Annotated in this window: 22 protein-coding genes; 7 read left to right on the forward strand and 15 right to left on the reverse strand. The window is 73.6% G+C overall.

The window, feature by feature from the left end; all coding sequences use genetic code 11:
* Positions 1–57: 57 nt before the first annotated feature.
* From DEJ50_RS01705 to DEJ50_RS01760, 12 genes are all read right to left on the reverse strand, one after another.
* Complete coding sequence (locus DEJ50_RS01705) at positions 58–1170, reverse strand: peptidase M50 (protein WP_150205636.1); 1113 nt, start codon at positions 1168–1170, stop codon at positions 58–60.
* Positions 1167–2234, reverse strand: a complete 1068-nt coding sequence (locus DEJ50_RS01710; protein WP_150205637.1) for a lantibiotic dehydratase C-terminal domain-containing protein — start codon at positions 2232–2234, stop codon at positions 1167–1169. Before DEJ50_RS01710 ends, DEJ50_RS01705 begins: the two co-directional genes overlap by 4 nt.
* Entirely contained in the window at positions 2231–5038 is a 2808-nt protein-coding gene (locus tag DEJ50_RS01715; RefSeq protein ID WP_223837524.1) for a lantibiotic dehydratase, read from the reverse strand. Before DEJ50_RS01715 ends, DEJ50_RS01710 begins: the two co-directional genes overlap by 4 nt.
* Before the next feature lie 23 nt (positions 5039–5061).
* A complete protein-coding gene (locus DEJ50_RS01720; RefSeq protein ID WP_150205638.1) occupies positions 5062–6657 on the reverse strand; it encodes a SagB family peptide dehydrogenase in 1596 nt (531 codons plus the stop codon).
* Positions 6658–6685: 28 nt separating this feature from the next.
* Entirely contained in the window at positions 6686–8650 is a 1965-nt protein-coding gene (locus DEJ50_RS01725; protein WP_150205639.1) for a TOMM precursor leader peptide-binding protein, read from the reverse strand.
* On the reverse strand, positions 8640–10907 hold the full coding sequence (locus DEJ50_RS01730) for a TOMM precursor leader peptide-binding protein (RefSeq protein WP_150205640.1): 2268 nt from the start codon (positions 10905–10907) through the stop codon (positions 8640–8642). Before DEJ50_RS01730 ends, DEJ50_RS01725 begins: the two co-directional genes overlap by 11 nt.
* A gap of 130 nt (positions 10908–11037) precedes the next feature.
* Entirely contained in the window at positions 11038–12939 is a 1902-nt protein-coding gene (locus DEJ50_RS01735) for an AfsR/SARP family transcriptional regulator (protein WP_190344208.1), read from the reverse strand.
* 348 nt (positions 12940–13287) lie between these two features.
* Entirely contained in the window at positions 13288–13911 is a 624-nt protein-coding gene (locus tag DEJ50_RS01740; RefSeq protein ID WP_150211820.1) for an NADPH-dependent FMN reductase, read from the reverse strand.
* A 161-nt stretch (positions 13912–14072) separates the two neighbouring features.
* Positions 14073–14549 carry an SRPBCC family protein gene (locus DEJ50_RS01745; RefSeq protein ID WP_317852514.1) on the reverse strand — a complete coding sequence of 159 codons (477 nt, stop codon included), beginning with the start codon at positions 14547–14549 and terminating at the stop codon, positions 14073–14075.
* A gap of 28 nt (positions 14550–14577) precedes the next feature.
* Positions 14578–15063 (reverse strand): hypothetical protein, encoded by a 486-nt coding sequence (locus tag DEJ50_RS01750; protein ID WP_150205642.1) that lies wholly within the window; start codon positions 15061–15063, stop codon positions 14578–14580.
* Between the two features lie 4 nt (positions 15064–15067).
* Positions 15068–15475, reverse strand: a complete 408-nt coding sequence (locus tag DEJ50_RS01755; RefSeq protein WP_150205643.1) for a YciI family protein — start codon at positions 15473–15475, stop codon at positions 15068–15070.
* A 176-nt stretch (positions 15476–15651) separates the two neighbouring features.
* Positions 15652–15921, reverse strand: coding sequence for a hypothetical protein (locus DEJ50_RS01760; RefSeq protein ID WP_150205644.1), 270 nt, complete (start codon positions 15919–15921; stop codon positions 15652–15654).
* 118 nt (positions 15922–16039) lie between these two features.
* Between DEJ50_RS01760 and DEJ50_RS01765 the strand changes: the two genes are divergently transcribed.
* On the forward strand, positions 16040–16360 hold the full coding sequence (locus DEJ50_RS01765; protein WP_150205645.1) for a hypothetical protein: 321 nt from the start codon (positions 16040–16042) through the stop codon (positions 16358–16360).
* On the opposite strand, the gene DEJ50_RS01770 is transcribed toward DEJ50_RS01765, so the two are convergent.
* On the reverse strand, positions 16344–17177 hold the full coding sequence (locus DEJ50_RS01770; protein ID WP_150205646.1) for an endonuclease I family protein: 834 nt from the start codon (positions 17175–17177) through the stop codon (positions 16344–16346). The two genes, DEJ50_RS01765 and DEJ50_RS01770, sit on opposite strands and share 17 nt — an antisense overlap.
* 198 nt (positions 17178–17375) lie before the next feature.
* Here DEJ50_RS01770 and DEJ50_RS01775 point away from each other — a divergent pair, with 198 nt between their 5' ends.
* The 5 genes from DEJ50_RS01775 to DEJ50_RS01795 all read left to right on the forward strand — a co-directional run bounded on the left by DEJ50_RS01775 (position 17376) and on the right by DEJ50_RS01795 (position 21734).
* Complete coding sequence (locus DEJ50_RS01775; RefSeq protein ID WP_150205647.1) at positions 17376–17960, forward strand: TetR/AcrR family transcriptional regulator; 585 nt, start codon at positions 17376–17378, stop codon at positions 17958–17960.
* 73 nt (positions 17961–18033) lie between these two features.
* Positions 18034–19440: an MFS transporter gene (locus DEJ50_RS01780; RefSeq protein WP_150205648.1), complete on the forward strand. Its 1407-nt coding sequence runs from the start codon at positions 18034–18036 to the stop codon at positions 19438–19440.
* 53 nt (positions 19441–19493) lie between these two features.
* On the forward strand, positions 19494–20273 hold the full coding sequence (locus DEJ50_RS01785; protein WP_150205649.1) for an SDR family NAD(P)-dependent oxidoreductase: 780 nt from the start codon (positions 19494–19496) through the stop codon (positions 20271–20273).
* 37 nt (positions 20274–20310) lie between these two features.
* Positions 20311–21417 carry a serine hydrolase domain-containing protein gene (locus DEJ50_RS01790; protein ID WP_223837525.1) on the forward strand — a complete coding sequence of 369 codons (1107 nt, stop codon included), beginning with the start codon at positions 20311–20313 and terminating at the stop codon, positions 21415–21417.
* 92 nt (positions 21418–21509) lie between these two features.
* Complete coding sequence (locus DEJ50_RS01795) at positions 21510–21734, forward strand: hypothetical protein (RefSeq protein ID WP_150205650.1); 225 nt, start codon at positions 21510–21512, stop codon at positions 21732–21734.
* Between the two features lie 40 nt (positions 21735–21774).
* On the opposite strand, the gene DEJ50_RS01800 is transcribed toward DEJ50_RS01795, so the two are convergent.
* Positions 21775–22404, reverse strand: a complete 630-nt coding sequence (locus tag DEJ50_RS01800) for an alpha-ketoglutarate-dependent dioxygenase AlkB (protein WP_150205651.1) — start codon at positions 22402–22404, stop codon at positions 21775–21777.
* Positions 22405–22464: 60 nt separating this feature from the next.
* On the opposite strand from DEJ50_RS01800, the gene DEJ50_RS01805 reads away from it, so the two are divergent.
* Positions 22465–22833 carry a cupin gene (locus DEJ50_RS01805; protein ID WP_223837526.1) on the forward strand — a complete coding sequence of 123 codons (369 nt, stop codon included), beginning with the start codon at positions 22465–22467 and terminating at the stop codon, positions 22831–22833.
* Positions 22834–22852: 19 nt separating this feature from the next.
* Here the strand turns inward: DEJ50_RS01805 and DEJ50_RS01810 are convergent, their stop codons facing one another.
* Complete coding sequence (locus tag DEJ50_RS01810; protein ID WP_223837527.1) at positions 22853–23539, reverse strand: HAD family acid phosphatase; 687 nt, start codon at positions 23537–23539, stop codon at positions 22853–22855.
* Between the last annotated feature and the right edge of the window lie 49 nt (positions 23540–23588).

The raw sequence follows: 23588 nt of genomic DNA on the forward strand, positions 1-23588 counted from the left end.
TCGGTGTGGTGACGGGTGGGGTCGGTGGCGGTGGCGGGGTCTGCGGTGGCGGGGAGGTCAGCGGGTGGCGGCGTACCAGAGCGCGGCGGCGAGTCCGGCGGCGAGCAGCAGCACGAGCAGCGCGGAGCCGATGCCGTAGGCCAGGTAGATGCGGCGGGCCCGGGCCGGGTAGGCGGCTGCGGCGGCCCGGTCCCGCATCCGCAGCCGCAGGTACGCGGAGCCGGCCGGGGCGAGCCGGGTCACCCGCAGGGCGTGGCCGAGCAGGGTGTACCCGTCCAGCGGGGGCAGCGGGAGGAGGTTGACCAGGGCCTGCGCGGTGCCGAGCAGCAGCAGCGCGGACAGCACCCGGCCGGTGGGGTCGGCGGCGGGCAGGGCGGCCCGCCAGGCGAGGAAGGGGAGCAGGAACAGCAGGTTGGCGAAGGCGCCCGCGGCGGCGACGGCCAGCTGGTCCCGGCGGCGGGGCAGGTAGCGGTAGTTGTCGACCCGGCAGTACATGATGGCGACGGGCAGCCGCCAGCGCAGGCCGATCTCGCCGACCGTGCCGCCGACGTGGCGGGCGGCGACTCCGTGCGCGAACTCGTGCAGGGCCGTGCTCAGCCACAGCAGGGTGGCGACGGCGAGCAGCGGGACCGGCCGGCGGAGGGTCCAGGCGAGTCCGTCGGCCAGCCGGGGCAGGTCCGCGGTGAGGACGGCCACCATGGCCAGGCAGACCGCCAGGAGCAGGCCGAGCACGGCCGGGTGCAGCAGCGGGCGCAGTATCCGGTGGAGCCGGGCGGTGGCCGCGTCGGCGTCCGCGACCAGGCGGAGGCTGCCGCGGAGCAGGCCGCCGGTGAGCGGTGACGGGTTCGGTTCGGGGGCGACCGGCGGCGGGCCGCCGGCCAGCAGCCGGCGGGTGCCGAGGAGGGTCAGCAGCTGCTGCCAGTTCCGCTCGTCCAGCCGTCGGCCGAAGGCCTGCCCGTACTGGCCGCCGATCTCCGCGAGGCTGCGGGTGCCGTCGAGCCGGGAGACCAGGAAGTGTTCCCTGGCGCCGATCTCGAAGGCGGCTCCGGTGACCGGGTCCTTGACCAGGTGGACGGTGGCGGGTCCGTTGAGCAGGGGCGGTGAGAGCAGGATCTCCGGGCGCAGGGCCGGCCGGTGGTCCAGCAGGGAGGGGGACGGGCCGCCGGTCACGGCGCGACCTCGTGTTCCGGCTGCGCCGGCGCTTCGCGCAGGACCCGGCCCAGCAGGTGGGCGAGGTAGGCCTCGTCGCGGATGGTGACGTGGAGCCGGTTGTTGGTCATGTGGAGGTACGGGGAGAGCAGCCGCGGGAGGGCTTCGGCGGGGTCGGTGACCGGCTCGTCGCGGGTGCCGTCCCAGGACCGGAAGACCAGGTTTCCGGAGCGGGCCAGTGCCTGGGCGCGGTCGCGCAGTTCGCGGCAGTGGCCGGCCCAGCCGGCGAGGAACTCGGGGAGCCGGCCGGTCTCGCCGGAGGACAGGGCCGCGCGGACGGCGGCAAAGCGGCGGGCCAGGCCGGGTGCGGTGTCGGCATAGCTGCGGTCGTACTCGGTGGAGCCGATGAAGCCGGTTCCGGGGAACGCCTTGTGCCAGAACTCGTAGTACGAGTCGAGATAGTCGGCGAGTTCCTCCCGGTCGGGCAGGAAGGTGGCCGCCATCACCATCATGAGCTGGGCGGAGGTGCCGAGCAGCACCGTGCGCAGATGGAGGTTCATCCGGCCCAGGGCGTCCATCACCAGGTCGCTGGAATGCGCGAAATGCCATTCGGCCAGCTCGATTCCGAGCGGGCCGCCGTATTTCCCGTATTCGGGCTCGTAGGGTTCGCGGGAGTACGAATTGTTGGGGCGCAGGTTCATCCGGCCGTCGGGGCCGGTGAATGCTCCGCGGTCGCCGTCGGGGAATTCTATGTCGAACAGGGTGTTGTAGAACTCGTTGAGGAATCCCGAATCGACCTCGTAGAGCGCGGGGCGGGCGGTGAGGAAGGCGGCCACGGACTCCTCGGCCCGGCGCCGGACCTCTGCTTCGGCGGCCGGGGTGACCGGCCGCAGGCGCAGTCGCACATGCGGGCCCTCCAGCCAGTAGTTGATGAAGAAGTGCCCGTCGATCAGGCCGTCGGCGGTGAGGCCGTCGATCAGCGGGCGCACGCATTTCACCAGCAGGGGCTGGGGGTTGGCGGCGTAGAAGATGTGCAGGGCCTGCCAGGCTCCGCGGGTCCGGGTCAGGTCCGTCGGCTCGGTCATCCGGCGTCGCCCTTCTGGTCTCGGGGGGATCGGGAGGAGGGGTCGAGGGTGGTGGTGGTCGTGGTGAAGGTCTCCACGGCCAGTTCGGCGACATGGGCGCCGCGGTCGGACCGGGTGTGCAGGCCGCCCGGCTCGGGGAGCGGTTCGCGGAAGACCACCCGGTGGGCGGGGTCCTGGAGCAGCGCCTCGAAGGCGGCGAGCGACAGCAGGGCGGCGAAGTCGACGAAGACGGGTTTGGCTCCGGGAGCCCCCGGGGTCGCGGAGACGGTGGCGTACACCTGCTCCGGCAGGCCGTGGGCGCGGCGCCAGCGCTGCCAGTCCAGGAAGTGGCCGGCCTCCTGGGCGCCCCGGACGGGCAGGGCTCCGGCGGTGGTGGTCCAGCTGCGCCGGCTGAGGACCACGTCCCGGTGGACGACCCGGGGGCGTACGGTCACATCGCCGCGGGCCGGGCCCTCGGGGACGCCCGCCCACACGTCGAGGGGGGACATCGAGGACGGCGAGAGCAGCAGCAGGGTGCGCGGGATCGCGGGCAGTGCCAGCGGCACCAGATAGCCGAGGTAGACGGGGATGACCTCGCGGCCCAGCCGGTGCGAGCGCAGGGTGACCCGGGCGGTCGCCGGGTCGTGCTCGGCGTAGAGGTCGTCCAGGTGCAGTTGCCGGTCCTCGGGCAGGGTGCCGGTCTCGCCGGGGCAGACGATCTCGTAGTCGGTGAGCTGTCCGTGCAGGTTCAGGTTGGTGGTGACCGGGCCGCCGGTGACCTCGGCGAGGACGGCGCCCTCGGGGACGGTGCGGGCGGCGGTGGCGCGCAGGTCGTCGGAGAGCCCGGTGCCGGTGCCGGCGCCGGTGTCCGGGGGGTCGTAGACGTGGGTGAACCGGCTGAAGGGGAAGGAGAGTCCGCCGTAGGACCGGTTGAGTACCGTGCGCGGCCGGCCGGTTGCGGGGTCGCGGGCCGGCTGGATGTGGTGGCAGCGCGGCGCGTAGGAGGGGGCGAGCGGTGCCAGCGGCTCGGCAACCGCCTCGATGTCGGCCTCCTCCAGGCGGAGTTCGTCTGCGCAGGAGGGGTCGGCGTACCCGTCCCAGGCCTGCCGCATCCGGGCGGTGAAGGTGCGCCGGGCCTCGTCCAGGGCGCGGATGCCGGGCAGGCCCAGCCAGTTCTCCTCGGGCACGTAGGTGCCGTGTTCGTCGAAGGGCCGGCGCCGTGCGGTGAAGGACAGGTACTGGTCGAAGAAGTCCTCGTGGAAGTCGTGCACCAGGCCGAGGAGGTCTTCGCAGCGACCGCCGGAGCCGTAGCGGGCGGTGAAGAACCCTTCGAAGGTGATCCGCTGGGCCAGGGTCAGGTCGAAGGCGGGCAGGATCCGTTCGACGGAGCGCAGCCCGGCCCAGTCGGGTGCCGGGCAGGGCAGGGCGCGGCCCGCGCTGACGTCCTCGTAGAGCAGGGTCTGCGGCAGCGGGGCGTCCGCCGGCGCCCCGAGCTCCTCCTGGGCGCGGCGCAGGCCGGAGCGCAGGACCCGCAGCAGGTCCAGGCGTTCGGCGCGGCCGGCGGCGGGATAGCGTTCCAGCGCTTCGGCGGGCGCCTGAAGGAGGGCCGCCAGCCGGTCGGCCCAGGGGGTGCCCAGGTCGGTGAGGGCCTGCCGGAAGGAGCGCAGCGGGTCGGTGCTGTGGACCTCGGTGTCGAGGAGGGGCACCCGGACGATGCCGAGCCGGCGCAGGGCGGTCAGGTACGCCTCGCCGTCCTCGGGGCCCGCGCCGTGCTCGGCTGCGAGCCAGTCGGCCAGTTCCTGGTGGCGGAGCTCGGTGTGTTCGGCGAACCGGTCCAGCAGCCGCTCCAGGGTGCCGCTGCGGCGGAGGAAGAACAGCCGGTCGGAGGCGGCGTCGAAGGTGACGGCGGCCGAGTCGTCGCCGGCGGTGACCGAACGGCGTACGTACCGGATCCGGTCGCCGTCGCGGCCCCAGCCGGAGGCGGCGCGCAGCGGCAGGTCGCGGCGGCGGACCGGGTCGGCGAGGATCAGCTCGGCCAGCCGGGCCAGGACCACCACATTGAGCCGGACATGGCTGGTCCAGGTGTCGTCGACACGGATGGCGGCGGCTGCGGCGGCTCCCGGGGCGGCGGGGTCGGTGAAGGTGCCGGTGGCGATGCCCGTGAGGGTGCTGAACGGGCTGGTCTTGCAGGCCGTGCGGTAGACGTACGAGAGCACCGAGCGCTCCGCCTTGCGGGCCCGGCCGTTCGGTATGCCGGTCGCCGCGGTGTAGGCGTCGAGCTGGCTCTCCAGGACCGGGGAGGCGAGCAGCAGCCCGAGCCTCAGCCAGTCGTCGGCGAGCAGTGCGCGCAGTGCGGCCCGGGCGCGGGCGAGGTCGGCGGCGAGCCGGGGCGGTCCGTCGGCGCGCAGTTCCTCCAGCCGGCCGCGCCGGTGCAGCCAGGCCGTGAGCTCCTCGCCGGCCGCCGCGTCGAAGGCCTTGAGCGCGGCGACGGCCTCTTCGGTCCGGTCCGGCAGCCGGTCGTTGTGGATCTGCCGGCGCAGCCGCAGCAGGGCGCGGCGCTGGGCGGCGCCCGGCCCGTCGGGCGCCGGGTCGGTGGCGCCGACCGCGTGGTGGAGCAGGTCACCGAGGCGTTCGGCCCCGGCGCGCAGGGCCTCTTCGGCGGTGAGGACCTCCTCGGCCCAGCGGCCGGTGCCGGGGCAGCGCAGTGCTTCGACCGAACCGGCCGGAAGTCCGGCCACGCGCAGCATGAAACGGTCGCCCGCCTGCCAGCGGGTGGTGCGCCGAGGTGCGGTCTCGGTGGTGTCCGTGGTGTCCGTGGTGCTCATGGTGTCGGCTCTCCTCGGGCGGTTCAGGCGATCTCGTGCCGGAAGTCGGCGGGTCGCGGGCGCTCGTGGCCGAGCAGCATGATCAGCAGCGGTGCCTCGTCGGTGCCGGTGAGCCCGAGCTGCTCGATGTGGGAGATGTTGTCGAAGCCGAGGGCCACGCCCGCGCCGAGGCCGAGGGCTGCGGCCGTGGTGTAGAAGGTCTGGGCGACGGCCCCGACGGTGCCGTTGACCAGCCGGTAGCCGCGGTCGCCGACGGCGTCCAGCACGGCGGTGGTGCGGACGGTCGGGACGAGGACGGCGGCGGCCTGTTCCAGGTTGTAGTTGGAGAGGAAGTAGTTGCGCTGGAGGAACGGTCCGGGCGGGCCCGGTACCAGCAGCCGCAGGGTGGGTCCGGCGGGGTCGTCGGGATCGTAGGCGTAGGTGCCGGGTGCCACGCCTACGACATGGTTGACGAAGACGTACAGGCTGGTCAGGCGCGGCCCGTCCGGGCCCTCGGCCTCGGAGCCGAGCGAGGTGGCGGCGCAGTCGGCCAGGGTGGCGGCCAGCTCGGCCGCGGTGACCGGGCGGCCGGCCTCGAACCGGCCGAAGCTGCTGCGCCGGGCGCGCAGCGCAGCCGCGGGGCCGAGCCGGGCCGGTGCCGGGGCGGGCAGCGGCACCGGTGGCTGCCCGGTGGCGCGGGCCGGGAGGGCCGCGGCCGGGGCGAGGGCGCCGGGTGCCGGACGGTCGGCGGCGCGGCCGAGGGTGGCGGTGTGGATCCGGCGCAGGGTCTCGAACTCCAGGACGGTACGGGAGCGTTCGCTGTCGCGGTGCCCGACCGCGGGAGGCTCGCCGGGCGGCCCGTCAGTCGGAACGGCAGCCGGAACGGCACCGGAGGAGCCCGCCCACTCCAGCGGGATCACCGCGAAGAAGCCCTCGTCCTCGGGTGCCACCCCGATCAGCCGCGCCAGCCGCTCCTCGTCGAACCACATCACCGGGGCGATCCGCAGGCCCTGTTCCGCGGCCCAGAGCCGCCAGGTCTGGATCAGCGCGCCGACGTCCATGCTGACGGCGTGAAAGGAGAAGCTGTTGTACTTGAAGGCGTTCTGCCAGTACTTGACGCCGAGGATCAGGTACTGGCCGCCGCCCGGAACGCCTGCTCCGGCGCCGAGGGCCGCATGCACCTCCGCGGTCACGTCTCCGGCCAGCAGCCGCCGCATCCCGTGCTGATGGGGTGTGTAGTGGTACAGCCCCGGTACCACGGGCGCGCCGGCCCCGGCGGCCCAGTAGACGCCGACCGGGTACAGGCCGCCGCCGGAGGCCGTGCCCCGGGACCAGTTGGCGTGCGTGTAGTGCGGCAGGGCGGCCAGGTCGGTGTTGGCCTGGACGGCCAGCCGGCGGCCGGTGAACCCGTAGCTGTCCTGGAGCATCCCGCCGAGCAGCGGCAGGGTGAACCCCTCCCCCGGGCCCGCGGCGGCACCGGGCACGGCAGTGGGGGCGGTGGGCAGGGTCAGCAGCTCGGTTCCCGGGTAGTACTTCGCCTTCCGGGGCCGGTCCGCCCAGTCGGGCACGAAGTCGACGGGCTCCATGGGGATCCGGCCGCGGTGCATGATGTCGTGCGCGTAGTCATGGGCGTAGCCCATGGGTCCTCCAGCGGGGGAAGCAGCGGAATCAGGGGAAGGGGTGCGGCGCCGGGTTGAACTCGGCTGGCTCCAGGTCGCGTTCGCGCAGACCGGCGGCGTGCAGGGCGGTGCGCAGCCGCGGCATGCCGAGGGCCCGTTGCCGGGACCAGCCGAAGTCGATGGGCAGCAGCCCGGGGACGAGGACGCTCACCGTGTGCAGGCCCAGCGCCCGCTGTTCCGGCAGCGTCTGGTCGACCGCCACCACGTCGAAGCCCTCGGCCGTCACGGCCGCGACGCACCGGTCGAGGTCCTCGCGTACGTCCGCGGAGACGGCGGGTGCGCCGGGCGCCGCGGCGTCCGGCCAGGCCAGCTCGGCGACCGTGCGCATCCGGGACTGCGGGGCCCGCAGCAGGAAGTCGGCGTGCCGTCCCATCTCGGGGACCCCGTACACGAGGGGGTGGTCGTGCAAGGCGGTGACCAGATCGAAGTCGGCCGCCATGGCGCGCAGCCGGGCCTCGTCCCGCTGGGTGCGCCCCGGCAGGTTCACGGCGTCGGTGGCGATCTCGCAGAGTGCGGAGTCGAGGGCCGATTCGGGGTCGAGTCCGGCGCCGGCGCCGAAGCACATCCGGCCGGTGCCGCCGTCGAACCGTTCGGCCACGGCGGTCACCACCGGGATCGGGAAGGTGATCCGGGTGTCGAAGAACCGGGCCCGGTAGCCGTACATGGCCAGCCGGTCGGCCATGGCCCGGGTGGCCGGCCGGGCGCTGCTCGCCGGGTCGATCTCCGGCAGCGGCTGGCGTCCGTACCAGGTCAGCAGGAAGGCGTCCCGCTCCACGACCTCCATCAGGCCGAAGTAGACAGCCTCGGCCAGACTCCCGCCGGAGGCACAGCCGTTGGAGCTCTCCTGAACGAACCGGTTCTCCAGACCGGGTGCGTGATAGTACGTCAGGATCTCCGGTACCAGGCGGGGAACCCGGTCGCGCAGCGACCAGCCCCAGACCCAGGGGATCTCCCGGTCCGGATCGAAGGGCCGCACCCGCGGGTTGTCGCGGTGGAAGCGTTCGCTGTAGAGCCCGACGTCACGCGGGTCGACGGCGTCCGCGCCGAAGCTCTTGAGGGTGCCGGACACGCTGGTGGTCCGGGACCGGGCCCGCATGCCGGCGTACCGTTCCAGCCCTTCCAGCACGCCCACCCGGGCACTGCGGTCGAAGGAGTCGGTGTGGCCGCCCCAGAACGTCTCGCGCAGGTACTCGCCCGAGCGCATGGAGAAACAGCCGATGGTTGCGGAGGTGCTGGTGGAGGAGATGTCCTGCACCAGGGAAGGTCCCAGGGCGCCGCACAGCGGATTGGCGAACGCGGCCACCTCGATCCCGTACGACTCCAGGGGCCGGGTCCGGAACACTCCGGGCCGGTACTTGGGGGCGGCCGTCAGCTCCGGCTCGGCCGGGGCGTCCGTGCCGGGCGTGGCGCAGACCGGGCACTCCGGGTCCGGGACCAGCGGATAGCGCCGTACGGTGCCACTGCGCAGGTCCAGCAGCCGTACCTGGCGGAACGGGCCGGCGGGCGACGGCACGGCTGCGTCAACCGGTGTCGGAGCCGCAGCGGCAGCGGCCGTGACGACGGCCGCCAGCTGCCCGGCAGCGAACGGGTGCGCGTACGGCCAGGGCCCGGCCGGGCGGGTGCCGCCGCCCAGCTCCAGCGCATCGCGCAGCGCCACCGAGCGGACGGCCTGCCAGCGCCGCTCCAGGCACCGTGCACAGCCGTCCGAGGTGCCGATCACCACATGGTGGCCGTACAGGTGGACGGGGACGGTGGCCTGGTGCTGCCCGGCGGCTTCGGGCGGGGGCGTGCGGAACGCGTCCCGCAGGCCCAGCACCGACAGGCTGACCCGCGGGCCGTTCAGGGCCCGGAGGGCGGCGGCGAGCAGGCCGGCGAACCGCTCGGCGGCCTCCGGCCCGAGGCCTTCGGCCAGGCCGTCGGCCAGGACGGCGGGCGCCGGGTGATCAGGCGTCATGGCCCGGCTCCTGCACCGCCGTCAGCAGCACCCGTACGGTGTGGATCCCGGCCTCGGTCAGGTCCGCCGGGCCGGTCGGCACCAGATAGGCGTCCCGCCCGGCCGCCCGCAGCCGCTCCAGCACCTCCGGCCAGTCCGCGACCGGTGCGCCCGGCAGTCCGGGCGCGGTTCCCGAGACGGTGAGCGTACGGGCGTCCAGGTCCCGCAGCAGCGGATCCCCGGTGTCCGCGACGACTCCGGCCGCGCTACCGGACGTGGTTCCGGCGGTTGCCTCGTCGCGCTCGTACTGGACGGCGCCGATCAGGTCCCGGAGCGCGGCCACGGCAGCCGCCTGCCGGTCCGGGTCGCTGCCGATCGCCCAGCGCCCGCCGGAGCGGGCCAGCAGCACCTGGATGCCGCTGTGGGCCGCCTCGCCGAGGTCGAGCAGCTCGACCGGCAGGTCCAGGCGCTCCGCCGACCGGATCAGGAAGGCGACTTCGGGGTCGGTCTCCCCGGCCGTGGGCACGATACGGGCCGCCCTGCCGCGGACGGTGCGCAGCAGGGCGTCGTGGGCGAGGGCGGAGAGCAGTCCGGCGGCTGCCGCATCGGCCGGGGCGGGCCCGGCTCCGGCTCCCGCCCGGGTGCGTTCGAACAGGCGGGTGGTGTTGTGCGGGCCGAAGGGACGCACGGCTCCGGCCGGGACCAGGACGGGCTCCTTGGTGAGCAGCGAGACGCCCTGTTGGTGGGCGACCGGTGCGGAGCCGGCCGCCGCCCCCGAGGCAACGGTGAGCGGGGGCGCCACCGGCCGGCCGGGGCCGGGAGTGACCAGGTGCCGGGCGGGTGCCACGTGTTCGGCGTACACGATCGCGGCGGCGTCCAGGGCTCGCATCCGGGCGCCGGCGACATGGTGGACGTCGAAGGCGGCCACGGACCGTCGGCCGGTGTGGCCGATGCCGAGCTCGACCGCGCTCAGCTTCAGCGGTATCTGGGTCAGCGGCTCGTCCGCGTAGCGGGTGAACACCCCGGCGTGCGGCCGGACCAGGACCGCGCGCCGGTTGAGCTCCTCGACGAGGGCGTCGGCGTCCCGGGCGGTGTCCAGGGTCGGCAGTCCGGGCCTGCCGGAGGTGCCGGCGGCCGACAGGTCCACGGGGGTGACGGCGGCCGGCTCCTGCGCGGTCTTCTCGGTGTGCCGGGCGCAGAACGGGCAGGCCGGGTGCGGGAGCAGCGGTTCCGCGGTGACGTCCAGGGATTCCAGGTCCTGGACCAGGATCTGCCCTGCCGTCTCGGCGGGCAGCGCACCGGAGGCGGCGCGGAAGAGCTCGTAGCCGAGCAGGTTGCCGATCATCGCCGCCTGCGGGCCGCCCGGCACGGCCGTGCCCGGCACGGCCGTGCCCGGCCCGCCTGCGCCCGGGAGTGCCAGCGTGCTCCACAGCTCGGCCGCGGCGGCGGCCCCGCCCTCGGTCGCGCCGGCTCCCAGCCGCAGTGCGGCGCAGGCCCAGCAGCCTGCCGCGCCGGACCGGGTCTGCGGACCGATGACGGCGTACGAGCCGAACGTCCAGGCGGGCAGCAGCAGTTGCCCACCGGGCAGGCCGGCGCGGAGCAGCGGCAGCAGTCGGGCCGGGGCGGACTGCCCGCCGCCGGTGACCACGACGGCCTGGTAGCCGTCCAGTGCGGCCGGGTCCAACGGCTCTCCCGGCGCGCCGGGCAGACGGCCGATCACGGCCGGGCACCCGTCGGCGGCGGCTTCGGCGGCCTCGGCCTCGGCCTGCGCGGTGTCCAGGCCCGGCAGTACCCCGATGGCGGCGCAGCCGTTGCGGACCAGGCTGAGCACGCACCAGCGGGCGATCTCGTCGTCGCCGAGGACGGCGACCCGGGTGTCGCGGAAGCTCCGGAACCGGGCCTCGGCGTCGTCGGAGTAGTGGTCGGCGTAGGCGATCTGCGGGGCGTAGCGGCGGGCCACGTCCTCGGGCAGCACCGGTTCGGCGGCGGGGCGGGCCGGGACGGGGCGGGCGAAGTCCCGTTCGTACAGGGTCTTCACGAGTTCGCAGACCATTCTGCGCTGGGCGTCGCCCAGCCCCGTACAGAGTTCGGCCACCGTGTGGTCGCCGTTGAGGTGAGGGACGATCAGGGTGGCGAAACGGTAGGCCGATGCGGCGGTGAGGCGGAATCCGCCGTCGGCGTTGTGGAACAGGACGCCGTCCGGTGTCTCGGTGAAGAGCACATCCCGGCGGATCCGGGGGCGGGTCGGGGAGAGGGTTTCGTACGTCGTCTGGGCCATGGGACACCCCTGGGTGCGGTCTGGGTGGGAGGGGAGGCGGTACGAGGGAGGGAAAGAGGCAGGAGGCAGGAGAGGGGAGGGAGCGGAGAGGGGAGGGCAGGGTGGGACGGATGGAACGGAGCCGGCCGGGTCAGCGCGTGACCGCGGGAGGGGCCGTGGTCTGACGGGTGGGGCGGGTCGGGCGGGCGCGCCGACGCGCGTAGAGGTGAAGCAGCGGATGCATCCGGTAGGGGCCGGGCGGACCGTCTTCCAGCAGTCCTGCCTCGACGAGCTGTTCGAGGACGCCCTCGGTGTCGGACGGGTCGAGGCCGGTCCCGGCGGCGTGCGCGCCCAGCCGGAGGAAGGCCTCGCGGAGCTCCGGCGGAAGGGAGTCGACGGCCTGCCCGAAGACCGCGGGCACGGACATCCGGGGGTCCTCGGCGAGCGCGAGCCGGCCGGCCGGGTCCTCGGCGAGCCAGTCCGCGCAGTGCGCCACGGACAGGCCGGGCCGAGTCAGCAGCCGGCCGGCGGCGATCCGCAGGGCCAGCGGCAAATAGCCGCACACCGCGGCCAGTTCACCGGCCGCAGCGGCTTCCGCGGCGATCCGGTCGGCCCCGACCAGGCCGGCCAGCAGCTCGTAGGCCTCCTCGGGAGCGAGGAGATCCAGGCGGTGGACGGCGCCGCCGTGGGTGGCGACCACGGCCGCCAGTCCGCGCCGGCTGGTGACCACGACCGTGGCGTTCCCAGCCGTGGCGGCGGGCAGCAGGGGGAGGACCTGCCCGGCGCCGGCGGCATCGTCGAGGAGCACCAGCCGGCGCCCTCCGGCGGGTTCGGGCAGCAGCTTGCGGGCCTCTTCGACGGTGACCGGGGTTCCGTCCGGGCGGGCGAGGGGGACGGCGAAGACCCCGCCGGGGAAGGCCTCGCGGGCGTCGTACGCACAACGCAGCGCGAGGGCCGACTTGCCGATGCCGGGGGCGCCGGACACCACGATCAGCCGGGGCCCGTCGGGGGCGGTCAGCTGTGCGGCCATCGCGGCCCGGCCGGCGGCCCGCCCGGCGAATCCGGGGGGCGGCAGCACGGTTTCCGCGGACGCACCGGGAAGGGCCGGGCGGACGGGAGCGGGAGCGGCTTCAACGGCGGCAGCGGTGGCGACAGCAGCTGTGGCCGTGGCATCCATGGGAAGCGCGGGTGCGGCGGGCAGCGCCGGGTCCTCGGAGGTTCCGCCGGCCGCGGAGGCTATTCGGGCTGCCGGCAGTTCGGGTATCCGGGCCGGTACCGGCTGCGCCAGGACCTGGCGGGGTATCCGGACGCCGCCCAGCTCCTCGGCCCGCAGGATCGCCAGTTCCAGCCGCCGCAGGCCCGGGCCGGGGTCGATGCCGAGCTCCTCGCGGAGCCGGTCCCGTACGGTCCGGTACTCGGCGAGGGCTTCGGCCTGCCGGCCGGTGCGGTAGAGGGCCTCGATGAGCTGCTCGGTGAACCGCTCGCGGACCGGGTGCCGGCGGGCGATGTCATAGAGGTCGACCAGGACCTGGTGGCAGTTCCCGGCGGCCAGTTCGAGATCGCAGACCCGTTCCAGCACGCGCAGCCGCTCCTGCTCGAGCGTGGGTACGGCGTCCCGCTGCAACAGCCGGGAGGCCACGTTCGCGAGGGGCTGGCCGTGCCAGAGGGACAGCGCCTCCCGCAGCCGGTACAGCTCCTCGCCGGGGCCGGTCGCGGCCGGGGCCCGGCCGGCGAGGGCACGGAAGGCGACCAGGTCGAGGCTGTCGGCATCGGCGTGCAGGCGGTAGCCGCCGGGGACGGCCTCGATGGTGGTGGCGGATATCCCGTACTTGGCGAAGATCCGGCGCAGTCGCAGGACACAGGTCTGGAGGGCGGCCCGCGCGGTGGCGGGCGGCTCCTCGTCCCACAGGGCGCGCAGGAGGTAACCGGTGGAGACCACCGCACCGGGGTGCAGCAGGAGGGCGGCGAGCAGGCTGGTCGGTTTCGATGGAGTGAGAACGACGGTTTCGGGGCCGTGCGCAATACTCAGAGGCCCCAGGAGCTGGAACCGCATGGTTGATCCCCCGGACGCGTGCGGGGGCTGCGGTCCGGACCGATAACCGGCCGGGATCCGCCCCCCGTTGGGCGGTATTGAAAGGAACCCTACATAACGGATCTTGCCGAAGCGAACCGTTCACTCACCGGTTACTACCGGCGGTAGCTTTTATCCCCTCTCCGTAACCTGGGTGTTTCGTGGAGTTACTGAACACCCGTCAATACCGTTCATGCATAAACGAATTACGCGGGGACATGCTGTCCCATGACCGGCTCGTAGGGAACACCATGGCCCGAATTCGCCCTCAGAGTCGACATCCGGCCAGTGGTATGGCCGAAAAGAAAAGCCCGGAGGCCGGCGTCCGCGTCATTCCTCGGCGCGGGCGGTGACCGGGGCGTCGGTGCGGTCGCCGAGGAACTCGTACCAGCAGTGCCGCAGCGACAGGTAGCGGGTGTCCGCCTCGACCAGGGCGAGGAAGGACTCGATGGTCGAGCCCAGGCGTTCGCCGAGACCTCGATCGGTCAGGGCGCCCTCGTCGGTGAACGCCTGGTGGGCCATGGCCAGGCTGAACATGTCCGGGTAGACACGCGCCCCCAGGTGCTCCAGCGGGACACGGAGCGCCCACAGGCCCCGGTTGCCACCCACCAGCGAGGGCGAGGCCGAGACCAGCAGGGCCTGCTTGTCCTTGAAGGGCTGGGGCCGGAGCCGGGACACCCAGTCGATCGCGTTCTTCAGTACTCCCGGCACCGAGGCGTTGTACTCGGGCGAGGCGATGACCAGTGCGTGCGCCGCATCCACCCGGGCGCTCAACGCCAGGGCACCGGGCGGCAGCCCCTGCTCGGCCTCGGCGTCCCCGTCGAACGGGGGCATGGCGAACTCGCCGAGGGTCGCCAGGTCCGCCTCGGCGCCGGATTGCGCCACCATCTCGGCGACCAGGGCCGCCAGGCGCTGGTTGACCGAGCCGCTGCGCGAGGAACCTGACAGCACCATCACCCGCAATGAGGAACGGCCGTCGAGCGGTTTCCCGTCCCAGGGCGGGGCGGCGGGATCCACCGGGAACGGGCTCTGGGCGGACGGGCTGGTCACTGCGGTCTCCTTCGGACGGATGCCGGACGGGTGGCTCAGGAGGGATGTGGCTCAGGGCGGGTGGCTCAGGACTGGTGGCCGGCCCAGGGCGGTACGGCCATGGGGCGGCCGGTCTCCAGGTACGTCTTGAGGTTCGACAGGACCATCGACCAGCCCTCCGCGGCCTTGCGGCTCTCCTCCTCGTCGCGGAGGTGCTCGTGGGTGACGGTGAGCCGTACGCCGCCGGAGTGCGGTGTGATCTCCAGGGTGACCTGCGAGGTGGTTTCCGGGCGCTCGTCACCGGGATCGGACCAGGTGGACACCAGGCGGCGCGGGGGCGTGGCCGCCACGACCGTGCCCACCACGTCCGCGATGCCCGAGCCGTCCGTACGGCGGTGCTCCCAGGGCGAACCCGGCTGCCAGTCCGACACGTTGGCGTGGCCCCAGTAGGCGGCGGTCGCCTCCTCGTCGGTCAGCGCCCGCCACACCGCCTCCGGCGTGGACTGGATGTACGTGGTGTAAGCGCACGCGGGTGCGGCCGACGGTGCGGACGGTGCGGTCACGGGTGCTCCGGTGCTCTGTCGCGGGCGGTCATTCGGGGCTGCGGCCCTCCCCCACCATGAAGCGCCAGACCAGCGCATGGGCCAGGACCACCAGGAGGATCAGCAGCAGGGCCTCCGCCTGGATCGGGCGGAGCCCGATGGCCCCCGCGAGCTCGGGTGCCGCGCCGACCACCGCCACCAGGGCGTACACCAGGGCCGCCCCGGCCTGCGGGCCGCGCAGCGAGCGGTGGACCCGGTCGCCGTCCACGCTGAGCAGGCTCAGCGTCGACAGACAGCCGATCACGGCCACCACCAGGAAGCTCGCCCGCCACACCTGTGGCTGTTCCGTACCGCCGACCTGCGCGAACAGACCCATCAGCGCGGGCAGCAGGAAGGAGAGGTAGATTCCGCCGACCACCCGGCGCAGTCCCCGTCGCCGCATCCACTCCGGGTGGCTCTGGACCACGTTCCACCACAGGCCGACGAGAGTGAAGCAGGTCGCCGAGAACAGGGCATAGAAGGTGTTGACGTCCATCCGGCTATTCCGGGCCCTCCCCGACGGGACGGATCACCACAGGGTATGCGGTGGAGCCTGCCGGGACAGGGCACTGGGTGATGCGGGCGGCGATCTCCGTGACCCGCTCCAGGCTCGCGCATTCGAGGAGCCAGTAGCCGGCGATCTGCGGGTCGGAGTCGGCGTACGGCCGGTCGGTGACGACCGGCTCGTTGCCGGGCAGGGCGCTGACGAAACGGGCCTTGGCCGGCTCGGCGAAGCCCTGGGCGTCGATGAATTCACCCGAGGTGATCAGTTCGTTGTTGATCTCCGTCATGAAGCCGAACATGGCCTGGAGCTCGTCCGGGCTCCAGGCCGGGCTGCCGGGCGAGGGTCTGCCGGACATGGCGTCGTAGTCGGCCTGGCTGCCCTGGACCGTCACGAAGAACTTCATTGCTCCAGGCAAGGCCTGTGGGGCCGGTCGGATGTGGAGCATCGCGGGAGCGGGGTCCGCGAACCACCCGGTTGGCCCCTGGACCGGCCGGGGCCGACCGGGGCCGACCGGTCTCTTGGCTGCGCTGCGAGTGACGGCGGGGGCTCCGGGGTTGCCGGGGTCAGGGGTTGCCGGGGTCAGGGGCTGTCTCCGTGCCAGTCGAAGCGGGACGGGTTTCCGGGGCGGGGCTTGTACTGGGCACGGCCACCGGGGCCGTACCGGCCGATCTCCGTCATCAACAGGGCACCCTCGGCTCGCTCGCCGACGGTCCAGCCGGTGACGTCCAGGAGCAGGCCGTCGAGCGGGCCACCGACCAGTTCGGCGTAGTCGTGCCCGGGACGCGGTCCCGGGTCGGGGTCGTCGTGGTCGGCGCCGTAAACACGGCCGCGCATGATCTGCTCGTCCATACCGCCACCATGCCAGCCGCCACTGACAGTCCGGTGCGTTCCGATACCGGTCCGGTCACATCCGGCGGGCAGACCGTTGCCCCGGCCGCCGTGCCGAGTTGGGCAGGATGTGAACGATGTGAGCTACGCCGTGCTCGACGGCGCGTACTGGGCCGGGCCGCACGACGAGGACTGCCCGCGCTGCGCCCGGGTGCGCAGCGCGGGTACGTCTACGCGTACAGATGCCGGCGCCGGGGACCTGGACGACGGGGACGCTCCCCCGGACACCGGCCGGCCGACGACGGCAGTGACGGCAACGGCGACGGGGACGGCGGCCCGCTGGGTGGACTCGCTCCAGGACGCCCTGGTGGACACCGACCACCCGCGGCTGCGCACCGCGCTGCTCATCGGTTCGGTCACCACCGTCCTCGCCGGAGCGGCTGCTACCAGATGGAGTTGACCCACTCCGGGTGGTCGATGAACGGGTTGCGGTTGTGCTGGTAGGTGTCGTAGATGACCTGGTTGCGGCGCTGTTCGAAGGCGTCCGGCGGGTCCTGCTGGTGCCACTGCTTCAGCACGCTGATCCGCCCCTGGAGGGGCAGTGAACCGTTGTTGACCTTGTCGTTCATCTCCAGGTTGGCGAAACCGTCGCCGCCTTCGTAGCGGACCGCCATGTACAGCAGCATGCGCGCCACATCGCCCTTGACCGCATTGCGCGGCTCGAAGGAGTCGGCGTCGGTCCTGCTCCCCGGGGCCTCGGACACCGGGCTGCCGCCGAGGTCGAAGTCCTTGTTGCCGCGGGTGCTGTTGACCGTGACGTCCTCGGGGCGCAGGTGGTGGAGGTCGGTGCCGGGGCCGGTGGCTGTGCCGAAGTTCCCGTGGCTCTTGGCCCAGACGTGCTCCCGGTTCCAGTCGTTGACGCCACCGCCGTTGCCGGACTTGGACTGGGAGCGGCCCGAGTAGAGCAGGATCACGTTGTTGCGGTTGGCGGGGTCCTCGTCGGTGACCTTCAGCGCGGTCCAGACCTGGTCGTAGCCGATCTTCGACTGGTTCTTGATGATGCCGTGCAGCGCGCTCTTGAGCGCGGCGCCGGTCTTGCCCTCGGCTGCGGCGTAGTACGAGTCGATGCCGGCGGAGGCAGCGGCGTACGGGGCCGGGGCGGGGGCGGCTTCGGGCGTCGGGGCGGTGGCCGAGGCGGCGGCTGGGACGAGGAGCAGCAGCGCGGCCGTCACCGCGAGCCCGGCAGCCCAGGGAGCCGGGCGTGAGAATCTCTTCACGTGGGGGGTCCTCTCCACACGCACCGCTCCCGCCAGTGGAGTTGGCGGGGTGTCAGGTGGCAGAGCGAGGCTCACATTGTCATGTGCCGTACAGATGAAGACCACATGTCGGGCACGCAGATCTTCACCCCCGCACCCACCCCGCCCTCAACTCTCGATACTTGACCGGTCGTTCCAAATTGATCTAGAGTTCCGGGCATGGCGAGGACCAAGGAATTCGATCCGGATGCGGCACTGCGGGCAGCGCTCGAGCTGTTCTGGCGGCGCGGATACGAGGCGACGTCGATGGCGGACCTCGTGGAGCATCTCGGGATCGGCCGGGCCAGTCTCTACGCGACCTTCGGGAACAAGCACGAGCTGTTCCTGAAGGCCCTGGACCGGTACGCGGAAGAACGCGGCCCACTGCTGCTGGAAGAACTGTCCGGGCCCGGCCCGGCACTGCCGGCCGTACGGGCGGTGGTGCGCAGGTTCGCCGCCGAGGCCGGCGCCGACGAAACCCGGCTGACCGGCTGCCTGGTCACCAACACCGCCGCCGAACTGGCTCCGCACGACAGCACCGCCGCCCGGCGGGTCGAGCTGAGCTGGGAGCACGTCGAGACCCTGCTGCACTCGGCGCTGGTGCGCGCACGGGCGCAGGGCGAACTGCCCGAGGGCCGCGATCCGCAGGCCCTGGCCCGGATGCTGCTGGTGCTGATGCAGGGCATCCGGGTGGTCGGCAAGGCCTCCGCAGACCCGGCGCGGGTCCGGGACGCGGCCGAGCAGGCGCTGTCGTTGCTGGACTGACCGTCGCGTCACACCGGGGGGCGTTCTGCTGCACGCCTCGATATTGGAACGATCGGTCTTGAAAGAGGGGGACATGAACCGGGGACATACGACAGCCACGGCGGTTGCGACCGCACGGCAGGGCACCGGCCAGCCGACAGAACTGGCGTCCGGGTCCGGGTCCGGGTCCGGAATCGCGTTCGCGCTGCTGGGCTCCGTACAGGTCGTGCTGATCTTCACCCTCGCCGCTGTCGCCGTTCCGCTGCCCCGCATCGGCACAGAACTCGGCGTCAGCCGGGCCGGGCTGATCCTGCTCACCTCCGCCTACGGCCTCACCTTCGCGGGACTCCTGCTGTTCGGCGGACGGCTCGCCGACCGGTACGGCGGGCGGCCGGTGCTCGCCGCCGGGCTGGCCGTCTTCGGCATCGCCTCGGTGCTCGCGGCGCTGGCCCCCGGTTTCGAAGCACTGCTCGCCGCACGGCTGCTCCAGGGGGCCGGGGCGGCGGCCGTCGCCCCGGCCGGGATGGCCGTGCTGCGCGTCCTGTTCCCGGAGCCGGAGGCGTACGGCCGGGCCATGGCCACCTGGGGCGGGCTCTCCGTCCTCGGTGCCACCGCGGGCAATCTGGGGTCCGGCGTCATCTCGGCCGTACTGTCCTGGCGTTGGGCGTTCGCGGTGCCCGTGCTGGTGGCCGCGGTGGCCCTCGCCCTGGTCCGCCGGCTGCTGCCGGCCACTCCCCCGGTGCCCGGTCGCTCCCTCGACCTGCCGGGGGCGGTACTGGCCACCGCCGGGATCACCCTGGCCGGCGCCGGGCTGGTCCTCACCGAGGCCCACTCCTGGGGTTCGGCTCCGGTACTCGTACCGCTGGTGGCGGGTCTGGCCCTGCTGGCCGCGTTCCCGGCGGCCGAGCGCCGCCGGGCCGATCCGCTGCTGCCGCCGGGGTTCCTCGCGGACCGCTGGCGCCGGCTGGGGCTCGCCGCCATCGCCCTCTCCGCAGCGGGCACCGCGACCGTCTTCATCCTGCTGTCCCTCGCGCTCCAACAGCAGCGCGGGTACTCGGCCCTGCTCACCTCGGCCGCCTTCGTGCCGTTCGCGACCGCGCTGATCGGCGCCGGGCGCGCCGCACCGCCGCTGATCGGCCGGTACGGCCCCGAGCGGGTCACCGGAGCCGGGTTCGGCTGCGGGGCGATCGGGCTCGCCCTGCTCGCCGCCACCGGTTCCGAGCCGGACCTGGCGTATGCGTACGCCCTGCTGCCGGGGCTCCTGCTGCTGCCCGCCGGCGTCGCCCTCTCCTTCGCGGGGGCGGCGGTGCTGGCCACATCGGGGGTGCCGGGCCGGCAGGCGGGGCTGGCCGGCGGGGTGCTCAACACCGCCATGGAGGCGGGCGCGACGGTGCTCTTCGCCGTCCTGCTCACGCTCGGCGGCGACGCGGCGTCGCTGGCCGCGGCGTCCACGGCCTTCGCCGTGCTGGCCGCGGTCACCCTGGCCCCCCGCACCACCTGACCTCACCCGCCCATCCCATCCGTTCATCCATCCCACGTTCAAGGAGTCATCCCATGTCCCACGCCCTCTCCCCCGCTCCGCGCTTCGCCGGCAAGACGGCCCTGGTCACCGGTGCCGGCTCCGGACTCGGCCGGGCCATCGCCCTCGCCTTCGCCGCGGAAGGGGCGAACGTGGTGGTCGCGGGCCGCCGCCCCGCCCCGCTCGACGAAACCGTCGCCCTGATCGGCCGGTCGGGCGGCACGGCCGCAGCCATCGCCGCCGATGTCTCCCACCCCGAGCAGGTACGGGATCTCGTCCGCGGGACGGTCGAGCGGTTCGGCGGACTCGACATCGCCGTGAACAACGCGGGGGTGTTCCGCGGCGGAGCGCCCGTCGCCGAACTTCCCTTGGCGGACTGGCAGTCCCTGCTCGACATCAATGTCACCGGGGTCCTGCTCGCCCTGCAGGCCGAGGTGGCCCATATGCGGGCCAACGGCGGCGGCGCCATTGTCAACATCTCCTCCAACCTGGGCGCGCACCGCCGGATACCCGGTGTGGCCGGATACGCGGCGTCCAAGGCGGCCGTCAGCGCGCTCACCCGCGCCGCGGCGCTGGACCACATCGCGGACGGCGTCCGCATCAACGCGGTCAGCCCCGGCGCATCGGAGTCCTCGATGTCGCTGCTGCCCGGGGAGACCGAGGCGGACCGGGCCGTGCGGATGAAGCAGGACTCCCCGCTGGGCCGCATCTCCTCGGCCTCGGAGGTCGCGGCGGCGGTGCTCTACCTGGCATCGGACGCGGCGGCCTCGGTCGTCGGCACGGACCTGGTCATCGACGGCGGCTCCTCGGCCTGACCCTCCGGCAGCCGGCCGGCGGTGCCATGATGAGTTCGTGATCGCGGATGCGCAGGCCCGGGTCGACGGGATCGTCGGACGGCTGGTGGAATCGGGCGAGGAAAGCGGCCTGCAGGTGGCCGCGTACCTGGACGGGGAGCTTGTCGTCGACGTCTGCGCCGGTGCAGCGGGCCAATCGGCCCTCCGGCCCGATTCGCTGATCCACAGCTTTTCCACCGGCAAGGGCTTCACCACCACCCTCGTCCATGTCCTGGCCGAGCAGGGGCTGATCGACTACGACGCCCCGATCGCCCGATACTGGCCGGAGTTCGGCGCGCACGGCAAGGACCGGGCGACCGTACGCCATGCCCTCACCCACACCCTGGGCATCCCCCAGCTGCCGGCCGCCCTCACCCCCGAGGAGCTGTGCGACTGGGACACCATGTGCGCGGTGGTCGCAGAGCTGGAGCCGCTGTGGGAGCCGGGTTCCGACAGCGGGTACCACGGGTGGACCTTCGGGTGGATCCTCGGCGAGACCGTGCGCCGGGCCACCGGTCTGCCTCCGGACGAGGCGCTGCGCCGGTATGTGGCCGAGCCGCTCGGCGTGGCCGACGAGCTGTTCTTCGGACTGCCCGAACCCGCACTGAACCGGACGGCGCCCCTGCTGGAGGGCGACTGGGCGGCGTACCTGGCGGCCCTGCCGCCGTCCGCCCCGTTCACGCGGCTGGTCGCGCCCAACCCCCGGCTGTGGACGACGGCCGAGCTGGCCAACCGCCGGGACTATCTGCTCGCCGACCTGCCGGCCTGCGGCACCACCACCGCGCGGGCCGCGGCCCGGCTGTACGCGGCCCTGCTCGGCGAAGTGGACGGGGTGCGGCTGGTCTCGCCGGAGCGGGTGGCCCTCGCGGCGGCCCCTGCGGTCGAGGGGCGGGACCGGATGCTCCTCGGCCGGTTCTCCAAGGGGCTCGGCTACTTCCTCGGCCTGCCCGAGATGGCCGGGGAACGGAGCTCCTTCGGGCACCACGGCAGCGGCGGCAGCATCGCCTTCGCCGACCGGGCCCGGGGACTGTCCTTCGCCCTGACCCGTACCCGGCTGGTCGGCGGGGCCTCGGACACGGCGGCCCGGCTGCTGGCCGACGAGCTCCGCTCCCTGTCCGGCCGTTAACGGCTGCGGTACCGGGGCAGACGCAGGGGACCGACCGATCGCCCCGGCCCCGGCCCCGGTCGGAGTGCAGAAGGAGAAGGAGGAGGATCGCGGTGACCAGCACGAACCCCGAGTTCGAGAACCCGCAGCCCGTTCCCGAGGACCCGGACGCCCAGACCCCCGACCTGCCGCCGACCGGCCCCGACGACCCGGTTCCGGAACCGGTCGTGCCGGAGGAGCCGGTGGAACCCGAGACTCCGGACGACGAGCGCGTGGGCGGCGGGCACGGCCACCCCACCGGGCCGGGCAACGCTCCCGCCCAGGAACCGCCCGACTAGGAACCGTCCGCCGGGAACCGTCCGACCGGCACCGTCCGGCTCAGGAGACGCCGCGGGGACGGAACTGGATGCTGATCCTGGGCCCGACCGCGCGGCTGGTCTTCGGGACGGCATGCTCCCAGGTGCGCTGGCAGGAGCCGCCCATCACCACCAGGTCGCCGTGTCCCAGCGGCAGCCGCAGGGCGGCGGCCCCGCCGCCGCGGGGGCGCAGAGCCAGATCGCGCGGGTCGCCCACGGACAGGATGGCCACCATGGTGTCCTCGTGCGCGGAGCGCCCGGTACGGTCCCCGTGCCAGGCCACGCTGTCCCGGCCGTCCCGGTAGAAGCAGAGGCCGGCGGAGACGAAGCCCTCCCCCAGTTCGGCGGCGTAGTGCGTGGACAGGGCCTCGCGGGCTTCCGTCAGGACCGGGTGCGGCAGGGGTTCGCCGTCGCCGTAGTGGGCGAGCAGACGGGGCACGGCCACCTCGTGGTCGTACATCTGCCGGCGTTCGGCGCGCCAGGGGACGGAACCGGCCAGTTCTTCGAACAACAGGTCGGAGCCGGTCAGCCAGCCGGGGAGCAGGTCCACCCAGGCACCACTGCCGAGCGCACGCCGCCGCAGGCCGCCCAGCGGGGCGAGTCCGATGGCGTCGGCCTGGTCGAAGAGCGAACCTTGCAGTGGGGCGTGCATGCGTCCACCGTACCGCGCCATTCGAACGTACGCCCGATTACAGCAGCCGAAGGAGTCGTCATGGACACCGGAACGGAGCAGCAGGAGCGGCGGGCCGCCCCGGCCACCGTGCGGCTGGGCCGGCTCGCCGACGAGCACATCGCCGCGGCCAGGGCCGACGAGCACGGCCGGAGCGCCCTCCTGATCCTGCGCGAGGCCCCGCTGCGGCAGTCGGTCATCGCACTCGCGGCCGGGACCCGGCTGGGCGAGCACACCACCCCGCCGCCCGCCTCGCTCCAGGTGCTGCGCGGGACGGCGCGGGTGACCACCGACGATGCGGTGGTCGACCTGCCGGAGGGCGCCCTCTACCTGCTGCCGGACGACCGGGCCCGGCACTCGGTGACCGCCCTGACCGACACGGCCGTGCTGCTGACCTCGGTCAACCTCTGAGTCCGCCGAGCCCTCCGGGTTACGACAGCTTGCCGTCGTAGTCCGGGAGCTTGAAGGTGCGCTCGGCGTGGCCGCCGACCAGGTCGCTCTGCTTGTTGCCGATGTTGGCGATGATCGTGTAGCCGCGGGCCTCGATCTCGGCGCGCTTGGCCGTCTTGTACGTGCTGACCTCCTCGAACAGGTCGGGGAGGTCGCGGACGTACAGGCCGGAGACCGGGTAGCCGACCGCCTTGAGGTTGTACTGGGTGAGCGAGTGGATGATGCCCGGCCGGGCGGTCACGAAGAAGATGGCGACACCGCGGGAGTGCGCGTACTGGGTGAGGTCGCGGACCTTGGCGATGGCCGGGGTCGGGAAGGTCCAGAAGTAGTGGAAGTCCGTCTCCAGCGAGGAGTTGTCGATGTCGAGCACGATCGCCGGCTTCTCGCCCGCGGGCGAGGCGGCGATGCGCTGCTCGACGTACGGGCGGGCCACGTCCAGGACGGCCGACACATCGCGCTGCCAGGTGCCGTAGTCGATGCCGAGCAGGGCGGCATTGCCGCCCGGGGCCCAGGAGGTGGCGGCGGTGGCGGCGGGCGCCTGGGTGGGGGCCGGGGCCGCGGTGGCGGCGGTGGCGGGGACCAGCGTGAGGGCAGCGGCTGCTGCCGCAGCGACGGCCGCGGTGGCGGCCGTACGGGGCATCCGGGTGGGGATGTGGGGGGTGCGCATGGGGGCTCCTCGATCATGCGATGCATGGCATGGACACGACCAAGCGTCA

Source organism: Streptomyces venezuelae (genome assembly GCF_008642295.1).
GTDB classification, from domain to species: Bacteria; Actinomycetota; Actinomycetes; order Streptomycetales; family Streptomycetaceae; genus Streptomyces; species Streptomyces venezuelae_C.

Coding starts and splice junctions, on each gene's coding strand:
- DEJ50_RS01780 (WP_150205648.1), top strand. CDS start 18,034: ATGAACCGGGGACATACGACAGCCACGGCGGTTGCGACCGCACGGCAG.
- DEJ50_RS01785 (WP_150205649.1), top strand. CDS start 19,494: ATGTCCCACGCCCTCTCCCCCGCTCCGCGCTTCGCCGGCAAGACGGCC.
- DEJ50_RS01720 (WP_150205638.1), bottom strand. CDS start 6,657: ATGGGCTACGCCCATGACTACGCGCACGACATCATGCACCGCGGCCGG.
- DEJ50_RS01755 (WP_150205643.1), bottom strand. CDS start 15,475: ATGAAGTTCTTCGTGACGGTCCAGGGCAGCCAGGCCGACTACGACGCC.
- DEJ50_RS01730 (WP_150205640.1), bottom strand. CDS start 10,907: ATGGCCCAGACGACGTACGAAACCCTCTCCCCGACCCGCCCCCGGATC.
- DEJ50_RS01775 (WP_150205647.1), top strand. CDS start 17,376: ATGGCGAGGACCAAGGAATTCGATCCGGATGCGGCACTGCGGGCAGCG.
- DEJ50_RS01735 (WP_190344208.1), bottom strand. CDS start 12,939: ATGCGGTTCCAGCTCCTGGGGCCTCTGAGTATTGCGCACGGCCCCGAA.
- DEJ50_RS01805 (WP_223837526.1), top strand. CDS start 22,465: ATGGACACCGGAACGGAGCAGCAGGAGCGGCGGGCCGCCCCGGCCACC.
- DEJ50_RS01750 (WP_150205642.1), bottom strand. CDS start 15,063: ATGGACGTCAACACCTTCTATGCCCTGTTCTCGGCGACCTGCTTCACT.
- DEJ50_RS01760 (WP_150205644.1), bottom strand. CDS start 15,921: ATGGACGAGCAGATCATGCGCGGCCGTGTTTACGGCGCCGACCACGAC.
- DEJ50_RS01710 (WP_150205637.1), bottom strand. CDS start 2,234: ATGACCGAGCCGACGGACCTGACCCGGACCCGCGGAGCCTGGCAGGCC.
- DEJ50_RS01810 (WP_223837527.1), bottom strand. CDS start 23,539: ATGCGCACCCCCCACATCCCCACCCGGATGCCCCGTACGGCCGCCACC.
- DEJ50_RS01715 (WP_223837524.1), bottom strand. CDS start 5,038: ATGAGCACCACGGACACCACGGACACCACCGAGACCGCACCTCGGCGC.
- DEJ50_RS01800 (WP_150205651.1), bottom strand. CDS start 22,404: ATGCACGCCCCACTGCAAGGTTCGCTCTTCGACCAGGCCGACGCCATC.
- DEJ50_RS01740 (WP_150211820.1), bottom strand. CDS start 13,911: ATGGTGCTGTCAGGTTCCTCGCGCAGCGGCTCGGTCAACCAGCGCCTG.
- DEJ50_RS01725 (WP_150205639.1), bottom strand. CDS start 8,650: ATGACGCCTGATCACCCGGCGCCCGCCGTCCTGGCCGACGGCCTGGCC.